Annotated in this window: 8 protein-coding genes and 1 pseudogene; 8 read left to right on the forward strand and 1 reads right to left on the reverse strand. The window is 49.2% G+C overall.

What is annotated here, in order from left to right; genetic code table 11:
• Positions 1-33 precede the first annotated feature (33 nt).
• From GSO_RS08920 to GSO_RS18570, 5 genes and pseudogenes are all read left to right on the forward strand, one after another.
• Positions 34-519 carry a S1 domain-containing RNA-binding protein gene (locus tag GSO_RS08920; RefSeq protein WP_010491293.1) on the forward strand — a complete coding sequence of 162 codons (486 nt, stop codon included), beginning with the start codon at positions 34-36 and terminating at the stop codon, positions 517-519.
• Positions 520-622: 103 nt separating this feature from the next.
• A complete protein-coding gene (gene tilS / locus GSO_RS08925; RefSeq protein WP_010491295.1) occupies positions 623-1,930 on the forward strand; it encodes a tRNA lysidine(34) synthetase TilS in 1,308 nt (435 codons plus the stop codon).
• Positions 1,930-2,475 (forward strand): hypoxanthine phosphoribosyltransferase, encoded by a 546-nt coding sequence (gene hpt / locus GSO_RS08930; protein ID WP_029345568.1) that lies wholly within the window; start codon positions 1,930-1,932, stop codon positions 2,473-2,475. The genes tilS and hpt overlap by 1 nt, the downstream gene beginning before the upstream one ends.
• Before the next feature lie 61 nt (positions 2,476-2,536).
• The gene (gene ftsH / locus GSO_RS08935) at positions 2,537-4,684 is read left to right on the forward strand and encodes an ATP-dependent zinc metalloprotease FtsH (RefSeq protein WP_010491299.1); all 2,148 of its coding nucleotides are present in this window, start codon (positions 2,537-2,539) and stop codon (positions 4,682-4,684) included.
• A 118-nt stretch (positions 4,685-4,802) separates the two neighbouring features.
• Positions 4,803-4,993: pseudogene (locus GSO_RS18570) on the forward strand (hypothetical protein); the annotation flags it as partial.
• 129 nt (positions 4,994-5,122) lie between these two features.
• Here GSO_RS18570 and GSO_RS08940 read toward each other — a convergent pair.
• A complete protein-coding gene (locus GSO_RS08940) occupies positions 5,123-5,758 on the reverse strand; it encodes an NADPH-dependent FMN reductase (RefSeq protein ID WP_010491301.1) in 636 nt (211 codons plus the stop codon).
• 269 nt (positions 5,759-6,027) lie between these two features.
• Between GSO_RS08940 and hslO the strand changes: the two genes are divergently transcribed.
• From hslO to lysS, 3 genes are all read left to right on the forward strand, one after another.
• Positions 6,028-6,912, forward strand: coding sequence for an Hsp33 family molecular chaperone HslO (gene hslO, locus GSO_RS08945; protein WP_010491303.1), 885 nt, complete (start codon positions 6,028-6,030; stop codon positions 6,910-6,912).
• A 62-nt stretch (positions 6,913-6,974) separates the two neighbouring features.
• Positions 6,975-7,976, forward strand: coding sequence for a tRNA dihydrouridine synthase DusB (dusB, locus tag GSO_RS08950; RefSeq protein WP_010491304.1), 1,002 nt, complete (start codon positions 6,975-6,977; stop codon positions 7,974-7,976).
• Between the two features lie 148 nt (positions 7,977-8,124).
• Positions 8,125-9,624, forward strand: a complete 1,500-nt coding sequence (lysS, locus tag GSO_RS08955) for a lysine--tRNA ligase (protein WP_029345569.1) — start codon at positions 8,125-8,127, stop codon at positions 9,622-9,624.
• Positions 9,625-9,890 lie beyond the last annotated feature (266 nt).

Genomic DNA, 9,890 nt, shown 5'->3' on the forward strand with positions numbered 1-9,890 from the left:
TAGACACATTTAATTAGGAGGACTTCTTTTTTTATGGCAGTTGAAGTTGGTACGAAAGTGACTGGTAAGGTCACCGGGATCACGAAATTCGGTGCATTCGTTGAGTTGGGCGATGGCAAAACCGGATTGGTGCATATCAGCGAGGTCTCTGATGCTTATGTCAAAGATATTCACGATGTGTTGCATGTTGGCGAACCGGTGACGGTTAAAGTTCTTTCGATCCAAGATGGTAAGATTGGCCTGTCTATCCGGAAAGCGGTTGATAAGCCGCAACAGCGTGAACATGAGAATAATCATCATGAGGGTCGGCACGCACCGTCAGCGCATCCGGGCAATAATCGGTTCCAGGGTGGCGCTCGCAATGGCGGCAATCATTTTGGTCATAAAGCGCAACAACCGGCCAAAGGTGATTTTGACGCGATGATGTCTGGTTATTTGAAAGAAAGCGAAGATCGGTTAAGCGTTCTTCGCCGTAATACCGAAGGCAAACGCGGCGGCCGGGGCGGTCGGCGCAGTTAGAAATCGGGTCTGGGACAAATCATGATTTGTTCTGGGCCTATTTTCATGGATTGCCTTGTTTAGCTGATTTAATCGTGAAACGAGGTTAACGTGGAGGAGACGTATGAGCCCGAAACTTTTTCAAACATTCGGTTTCGCACCGCATACCCGCGTGCTTGTGGCCGTTTCCGGCGGCGTTGACTCAATGGTACTGTTGGATCTGGCCGTTCGGGTACCGGATCTGGATGTGGTTGTGGCCACTTTTGATCATCACTTGCGGCCGGAAAGTCAGCAGGAACAGGCATTTGTAGCGGCGGCTGCAGCGCAGTATCATGTTCCCGTTGTCACCGGGGTGTGGCACCGCAAGCCAACGGATACCGTGAGCGAAGCGGCAGCACGACAGGCACGCTATGATTTTTTGGCGGCAAGTGCCGAGACGCAACAGGCAGCTGTGGTCATGACTGCCCATCATGCCGATGACCAACTAGAGACAGTCTTATTTCGGCTGGGACGTTCCGGTGATCCGGCCGCGTTGGTTGGTATTCGGGCGGATCAGCCATGGCACGGAAAACGGCTGGTTCGTCCCTTGTTAGGCTATAGTAAGGCCGCGATTCAGGCGTATGCACAGGCGCACGACATTGAATTTCGTGATGATGCCTCGAATACCGATACGCGTTATGCTCGCAACCAGTTGCGCCATGAGGTCATTCCCGCATATAAAAAGCAAAATCCGCAGTTGTTGGCGCATATACAGCGATTTACGGTGGAGCAAGCAGGGATGTTGGCATTGGCAGATGCTGAAGTCAGTCGATGGCAGCAGCGGTTGCAAGTTGATCCGGTGACGATTGACTGGCAAGCAGCGACGCGTCTGCCAAAAGCGGCGCAGCTTGTGCTTCTAAAAAGAATGATGCGGCAGTGGCAGCCTGAAGTTGACGAAAAAGTACTGCCAGAGGTTATGCACCATTTGTTTGCTCAAAGCGAACACCGCTTTGATCTTGGCACCGGTGTCACCATTGCCGTTCAGAACGGCCGTATCAGGGAGCTGGCTTTACAACCGGCAATGACCCCGGTGACGTTTACGCACATTGGCCAGACTGTGAAAACCCTGCGAGGAACGTTTAGCTTGCAGGCAGAAACATCACAGGATGACAGCGTCCCGGTACGGGTACAGTTGCCGGTGACATTGCGTACCCGTCAAGCCGGTGATCAAGTTCGGCTGCCAAATGGGGTGATCCAGAAATTGCGGCGTTTTTTTATTAATGAAAAAGTGCCGGCAAGTCAACGTGATCAATTACTTTTATTGGCGCAGGACCATCAGGTTTTTTGGATTGAAGGTCAGCCTTTAGAACGATTGTCGCCCCCCGCTCAAACTGATATACTCCATGTTGTACTGGTGCACTCGCCAGATGTTGACAGAAGTGAGGATAGATGATGAACCCCGATATTTTAAAGGTGTTGTACTCTCAAGACGACATCCATGCCATCACGGCGCGGCTCGGCGCTGAACTTAAGCGCGATTACGCAGGGAAAGATCCCTTAGTGGTGTGCATCTTAAAAGGTGCCATTATGTTCATGACTGATCTTGTCCGTGAGATTGATGACTATATGGAACTTGACTTTATGGATGTGTCTAGCTATGGTGACGCGACCGAATCTAGCGGCGAAGTCAAGATTATCAAGGATCTTGACGCAAGTGTGAAGGATCGGAACGTTTTGATCGTAGAAGATATTGTCGATACCGGTCGAACCCTGAAATACTTAACCGATATCTTTAAAACCCGTCAAGCGAAGTCTGTGCGGATTTGCGCCTTGATGGACAAGCCGGAGGGACGCGTGGTCGATGTTCAGGCAGATTACGTGGGAACCACCGTGCCTAACGAGTTTGTGGTCGGTTATGGTTTGGATTACGCAGAACGTTATCGTAATTTGCCTTATATTGGGGTATTAAAACCAGAAGTCTACGCGGCAAAATCTTAATCTGTGCGCCGGGTTTGTGGTAGTATATAAGGTACTAATTGAATGTTGCCGGAGGTTCTAAATGAAGAAAAAACAAAACGGCCTGTTCAGTAGCACACTAACGTATATCATCATTTTTGTGCTGCTGGTCACCGGTTTTGCGTATTATATGCGCGATAATGGGACAACATCGTCCCAAGAAATTGAAACAAGCACCTTCATGTCCGAATTAAAGAAGGACAATGTCAAGAGTTATTCGCTCCAGCCATCTGGCGGTGTTTACAAAGTCAGCGGTGAATATAAGAAGGCCCAGAAGTCTTCCGGTGCGAATAATTCACTGAGTTTATTTGGCAATCAGACGACCAAGGTGACGAAGTTCTCTACCTATATTCCGACGAACGACGCGACTTTGAGTCAGATTCAGAAGATGACCAGTGCTAACAATGTTAAAACGGATACCCAGGAAGAATCACAGTCCGGGGTCTGGTTTAGCCTACTGATCACGGTTGTGCCGATTGTCATCATGATGATCTTCTTCTACATGATGATGAATCAGGCCGGTCAAGGCGGTGGCTCTGGTCGGGTCATGAGTTTCGGCAAGTCACGTGCTAAGCAGGCAGATAAAAATGCCAACAAAGTGCGGTTTTCCGATGTTGCCGGTGCTGAAGAAGAGAAACAGGAACTGGTTGAAGTGGTTGAGTTCCTGAAAGATCCGCGGAAGTTCTCGGCATTGGGTGCCCGCATCCCAGCCGGTGTGCTGCTTGAGGGTCCTCCTGGTACTGGTAAAACCTTGCTAGCCAAGGCGGTTGCCGGTGAAGCCGGTGTACCGTTCTTCTCGATTTCCGGTTCTGACTTCGTTGAAATGTTCGTGGGTGTCGGGGCTTCCCGTGTTCGTGATCTTTTTGACCAAGCAAAAAAAGCAGCGCCTTCGATCATCTTCATCGATGAAATTGATGCGGTTGGTCGTCAGCGTGGTGCCGGAATGGGCGGCGGCCATGACGAACGTGAGCAGACATTGAACCAGTTGCTGGTTGAAATGGACGGGTTTACCGGTAATGAAGGCGTGATTGTCATTGCCGCAACCAACCGTTCCGACGTCTTGGATCCGGCGTTGCTGCGTCCAGGCCGATTTGACCGGAAGATTCTGGTTGGCCGTCCGGATGTTAAAGGCCGTGAAGCAATTTTGAAAGTGCACGCAAAGAACAAACCGCTTGCACCGAATGTTGACCTTAAAGAAATTGCGCGGCAGACGCCTGGTTTTGTCGGTGCGGATTTGGAAAACCTGCTGAATGAAGCGGCCTTAGTTGCTGCAAGACGAAGCAAGAAAGCCATTGATGCTGCCGATGTGGATGAAGCGGAAGATCGGGTCATTGCCGGTCCGGCGAAGAAAGACAGGGTCATCAGTCCAAAAGAACGCAACATGGTGGCCTTCCACGAAGCGGGGCACGCAATTGTCGGTCTGGTCTTAAGCGACTCGCGAACTGTGCGTAAGGTCACGATTATTCCGCGTGGCCGTGCTGGCGGATATGCGATTATGCTGCCAAAAGATGATCAATTCTTGCTGACCAAGAAAGAATTGACCGAACAGATTGTCGGCTTGCTTGGTGGCCGGACCGCCGAAGAAATTATCTTCGGGGTTGAATCCACCGGGGCGTCTAATGACTTTGAACAGGCAACCCAAATTGCCCGGAGTATGGTCACCCAGTATGGGATGTCCGATCGCTTGGGAACGGTTCAACTCGAAACCGAGGGCCAGCCATTCCTTGGTGCTCAGTATGGTCAGACACCACCGTATTCTGAAACCACCGCGACGGCGATTGATGATGAAGTGCGGCGGATCATTGACGAAGCTCATAAGCAGGCCTACGAGATTATTCAGGCCCACCGTCAGCAGCATAAGCTGATTGCTGAAGCTTTACTCAAGTACGAAACCTTGAACGAAAAGGAAATCCTCAGCTTGTTCAACGATGGCAAGATGCCAGAACGCGATCAAGACGAATTCCCAAGCGAAAAGGCCGCTACTTTCGAAGAATCCAAAGCCGCGCTTGAGCACAAAGATAAAGAAAAGCAAGCGGATGAAGAAGCCAATGCTAAGTCCGAATCTGATTCCCAGGCCAGCCAAGATCAGGCCAGCCAGAGTGATGATACAGGCGGCGTGGAAAAGCCAGACGATACGTCGGCTGACAGCGGTTCTTCAGACAACAATGAACATCAGGATCCGCAAGCGTAATAAAAGCGGCTGGGTCATAATGCACAACGGCAATATAAAAAAGAACGCACTCCAATGACAGGGATGCGTTCTTTTTTTGTTTCCAAAAAGGTAGTTCGTTCCATTTTTTTAGATATTAGTGCCAAAGCGGAGCAATCGTAGGCCAGATGGGGCTCAGCAGTGGAAACAACACAGCGACCGTTTTTTGTCGCTGATGTTGTTAGGCGACTTTGAGACAGCGGTTTTCTGGCTCAAAGCGCCGTCTCCGCTTTAGCTTCGCGTCGCCACCCCAGCTGGCCGGAGATTGCGGAGTTTGGCGCGGCCCGGAATGCATTGCCTGAACCTTTTCTGTATCGTTCTGATTTCATTAAACTGTCAGTGCTTTTACAGAATTATGGCTCCGCCTCCTTTTTGTTACGGATTATCCTGAGAAGTTCCAGAGGTCAGCTGTGGTTTGATTCACCTTGTTGCCGAGGTTTGGTTAGCTGCAGTATCGCTGCCTAGTGGTTGGTACGGATGTTCCTTAAGTAAGCGTGTGTAAAAGCCAATATCGTGCATTGTCTCGTGCAGGCGCCGGGCAAAATGCTGGCTGTTCTCGGCAGCGGAATTGATCTGCCCGTTTTCGTCAAAACAAGGATCGGCCGACCAAAGTAACGTCGGGGTAGGGAGGACGATCATTTTCAGCATTTGTAAAATCGGCACTAAACTGGCTGCTGCCAGCATCCCGCCATCAGAAAAATGCGAATACCCAATGATTTGAACCGGCTTATACGCAACTTCCGGACCGATTAGATCCAAGGCATTTTTCAAACCGCCGGGTAGCGCGTGATCATATTCTGGCGTTAAGATCACGTAACCATCCTGGTTGGTCATCGCAGTTAACCATTTTGTTTCAGTTGCCGTTGGTGCTTGAATCGGATCTTCAAGTGGCGTTTCGGGGTGATCATAAAGTGGCAACGGATAATCCCGGAGATCAAGCCACGTGTAATGAACCTCTGATGTGTCGGGAAATGTGTGTTTTAAATAATTGAAAATGCGGGCACCTAGCGCATTTTTTCGGGTTGTACCTAGGATAACGCCGATATGACTGACCAAAAATACCAAGTCCTTTCAAGGTTAATTAATAATTTTATTTTACGCGTTTTTCGAAATCAAGAAGGCATTCGGCGCAATTTTCGTGATGAAGATTGACATAGTGCGCATAGGCATCGCCAATGGGGAAAAACGTGTAAACCCGAAACCTACTTTGACTTAAATGGTGCCGTTGGGCTTCAATCGGGCAGGCTAATGAGTACACTGACTTTTCAATAGCGCACAATTTTGGTAGAATAGCCACGTTTAACTTTCAGAAAAGAGGACCCAACATGAGTGACTATATCGCGAGCGCATTGTCGCGTGATACCCATTTTCGAATTTTCGCTGTCGATGCGACGGAGACAGTACGCGAGGCGCAGCGCCGTCATGATACTTGGAGTGCGGCATCGGCGGCGTTGGGGCGGACCTTGGTCGCAACGGCGTTATTGGCTGCTTCCGGATTAAAAAACCGTGATGACATGCTGACGGTGCGCATTAAGGGAGATGGCCCGGTTGGTTCTATCATCACCGATGGCACAGAGATCGGCACGGTTCGCGGCTATGTGCAAGAGCCCCACGTCAATTTGCCGCTCAACCTTGTCGGAAAAATCGATGTCGCCCGTGCTGTCGGTAAACATGGCATGCTTGCGGTCACCAAAGATATCGGGATCGGTGAACCATTTACCGGACAAGTGCCGCTGGTATCAGGCGAATTAGCCGAGGACTTCACGTATTATCTGGCAAAATCCGAACAAATTCCTGCTGCAGTAGGATTATCGGTTTTCGTCAACGCCGACAACTCGGTTCAGGTCGCTGGCGGCTTCATGTTGCAGGCATTGCCAGGCGCCGATGATGCGGAACTGGCTGCACTTGAGGCCAACGTCAAAACATTGCCGCTTGTATCGGAACTTTTAAAAAGCGGCCTGACACCAGAACAAATTATTCAACGTATCGCCGGTGACGCGCCGGTTCAACTTTTGGATACCCAGTCGCTGCGGTTTGCATGTAATTGTTCCAAAGCCCACTTTGGCGATATCATGGCAACCTTGCCGCATGAACAATTACAGGAAATGATTGATGAAGATGGCGGCGCTGAGACGACCTGCAAGTTTTGTGGTAATCAGTATCATTACAGCGTTGCGGATCTTAAAGCGTTAATCGCCCGACATGAATAGTTGCGATTTTTGCTTATTTTAAGTAAAGTTAGCATCGCGAAAGCAAGAAAGAGGTGGCTTGTATGTGGCATATTGCCAATGTAGAAATTCCCAATCGACTCGTTGTTGCCCCGATGGCCGGGGTTACCAATGCGGCCTTTCGGGTAACCGCCAAAGAATTCGGTGCGGGTCTGGTTGTGTGCGAAATGATCAGCGACCGTGGAATTATGTACAAAAATAAGAAAACGTTGAGTATGATGTTTGTGGATCCACGGGAACATCCAATTTCGATTCAGATTTTTGGCGGCACCAAAGAAACGTTAGTCAATGCGGCAAAATTTATCGACCAAAATACCGCGGCTGATATTATTGACATTAATATGGGGTGCCCGGTTCCAAAAGTCACTAAAACAGACGCAGGTGCCCATTGGTTACTGGATCCAGAAAAAGTTTATGAAATGGTGGCGGCAGTCACTGACGCCGTTTCCAAACCGGTCACCGTCAAAATGCGAACCGGCTGGGATGAAGACCACATTTATGCGGTTCAAAATGCGTTGGCTGCTGAGCGCGGTGGTGCAGCGGCATTGGCGATGCATGGCCGTACGCGTAAACAGCTTTATTCTGGACATGCGGATTGGAATATTTTAAAAGAAGTCAAACAACATCTGACGATTCCATTCATCGGCAATGGCGATGTGCGGACACCGCAAGACGCCAAACGTATGCTTGAAGAAGTTGGCGCCGACGCAGTGATGGTCGGCCGCGCGGCGTTAGGGAATCCGTGGGTCTTGAAACAGATGGCAGCATATCTGGATGACGGCGAGTTGATCCCGGAACCAACGCCTCGAGAGAAAATCGCGACCGCCAAGTTGCAGTTGCAACGGCTGGTTGACTTACACGGTGAACATCAGGCCGTGCGTGAATTTCGAATGCAAGCTGCCTACTATTTGAAAGGTATTCCGCGTTCGGCGAAGACCAAGGCTGCTGTTAACATGGTTGATACGCAGGCTGAAGTAAATCATATTTTTGACGATTTTGTTGAGCAGACCGAGGCGCGCGCCCGCGAGCGTCAGCGCAGTCATTAACTTACTAGAGCTTTAGACGAAAAAGACGTTCTGCGATGATTTGTTGGCCAATCAATCATTGAGAGCGTCTTTTAATGCGTAGAAGGTTGCTTTTTCGCGGTAAAATTGTCATCATCAAAGAGTGCTATAAATTGGAACGGAGGAACATGTGTTGGCTAAGGAAAACGGACAGCAACCAGAAATGAACGATCAGATGATTGCACGGCGGGAAAAGATGGAAGCCTTGCGTGAGGCAGGGATCGATCCATTCGGTCATCGGTTTGATCGAACCCACTCGGCAGCGCAAGTGCGCGAAGATTTCGGTGAAGACGACAAAGAGACATTACTTGAGGAAAAACCGAAAGTCACGATTGCCGGACGCATGATGTCCAAACGTGGCAAAGGAAAAGTCGGATTTGCAGATATCCGTGATCGTAGTGGCAAAATGCAGATCTACGTTCGTAAAGATGTTGTCGGCGATGAGAACTATATGATTTTCAAGAAGGCCGATCTTGGCGATATTCTTGGCATCAGTGGCGAAGTCATGAAAACCGACTCGGGCGAGCTGACGGTCAAAGCCAACCACGTTACCCATTTGGCTAAAGCATTACGCCCATTACCGGACAAGTGGCACGGCTTGACGGACGTTGAGCAGAAGTACCGCAAACGTTATTTGGACCTTATTTCCAATCCTGACAGCTTTGATCGGTTTGTTAAGCGGACAAAGATTGTGAGTGCTGTTCGTGAATATCTAGATAACCATGGTTTCCTTGAAGTTGAGACGCCTGTGTTGCACAACCAAGCAGGTGGCGCCAACGCCCGTCCGTTCATCACGCATCACAATGCATTAGATATCGATCTTTATCTACGAATTGCCCTTGAACTGCATCTGAAACGCCTTATTGTCGGCGGTATGGAGCGAGTTTACGAAATCGGCCGGGTATTCCGTAATGAAGGCATTGATACCAAACATAATCCGGAATTCACCGAGCTTGAAACCTACGCAGCTTACTGGGATCTGACCGATGTTATGACTGAAACCGAGGGCATTTTCCGTTTTGCTGCCCACAAGGTTCTTGATTCGGGCAAATTAACCTATCAAGGCATGGATATCGATTTGGATGCGCCGTTTGCCCGCATTAACATGGTTGACGCCATTAAAGATAAAACCGGTGTGGACTTTTGGCCGGAAATGAGCGTTGATGATGCGCGCAAGTTGGCAGACGAACATGATGTCCATTACGAACCTTATTGGAAGGTCGGTCACATTATCAGTGCCTTCTTTGACCAGTTCGTTGAATCAACACTGATTCAGCCGACTTTCATTACCGGGCACCCAATCGAAGTGTCCCCTCTCGCAAAGAAAAACCCTAAGAATCCCCGTTTTGTCGAGCGATTCGAACTTTTCGTTGGCGGTGGGGAATACGCCAATGCCTTCACTGAATTAAACGATCCAATTGATCAGCGCAAGCGTTTTGAAGCCCAGGCCGCAGAAAAGAGCGCAGGCAATGAGGAAGCACAAGGCATTGATGATGATTATGTTGAAGCATTGGAATACGGCATGCCGCCAACCGGTGGCTTAGGCATCGGGATCGATCGTCTTGTGATGCTGTTGACAGATGCGCCTTCAATTCGCGATGTCCTTTTGTTCCCGACGTTGCGCCCATAACCTAAACTTATGTGTCGCCATTTTGGCGGCACTTTTTGTTTTCCGAAAGATTGCGCCATGAGCAAGTCTGTTATGGGCTTATTCACGAATGAAAATGATAAATGGCACACATAATATCCGGATAGTATTTTTATTTAAAAAAGTTGTTGACGATGGCGTAAACCGTTGGTATGATAATAAGCGTCGTAAATGAGCAACGCTGATGTGCTTCAAAACATCAGAAAAAGTTATTGACAGGTATTGCTTGCCTGTGATAATATATCAAA

The sequence above is a fragment of the Lacticaseibacillus zeae DSM 20178 = KCTC 3804 genome (assembly GCF_000260435.1).
Classification (GTDB): domain Bacteria; phylum Bacillota; class Bacilli; order Lactobacillales; family Lactobacillaceae; genus Lacticaseibacillus; species Lacticaseibacillus zeae.

Excerpts from the sequence above, each read along its gene's own strand:
- GSO_RS08920 (WP_010491293.1), top strand. The coding sequence starts at position 34 with ATGGCAGTTGAAGTTGGTACGAAAGTGACTGGTAAGGTCACCGGGATC.
- tilS (WP_010491295.1), top strand. The coding sequence starts at position 623 with ATGAGCCCGAAACTTTTTCAAACATTCGGTTTCGCACCGCATACCCGC.
- hpt (WP_029345568.1), top strand. The coding sequence starts at position 1,930 with ATGAACCCCGATATTTTAAAGGTGTTGTACTCTCAAGACGACATCCAT.
- ftsH (WP_010491299.1), top strand. The coding sequence starts at position 2,537 with ATGAAGAAAAAACAAAACGGCCTGTTCAGTAGCACACTAACGTATATC.
- hslO (WP_010491303.1), top strand. The coding sequence starts at position 6,028 with ATGAGTGACTATATCGCGAGCGCATTGTCGCGTGATACCCATTTTCGA.
- dusB (WP_010491304.1), top strand. The coding sequence starts at position 6,975 with ATGTGGCATATTGCCAATGTAGAAATTCCCAATCGACTCGTTGTTGCC.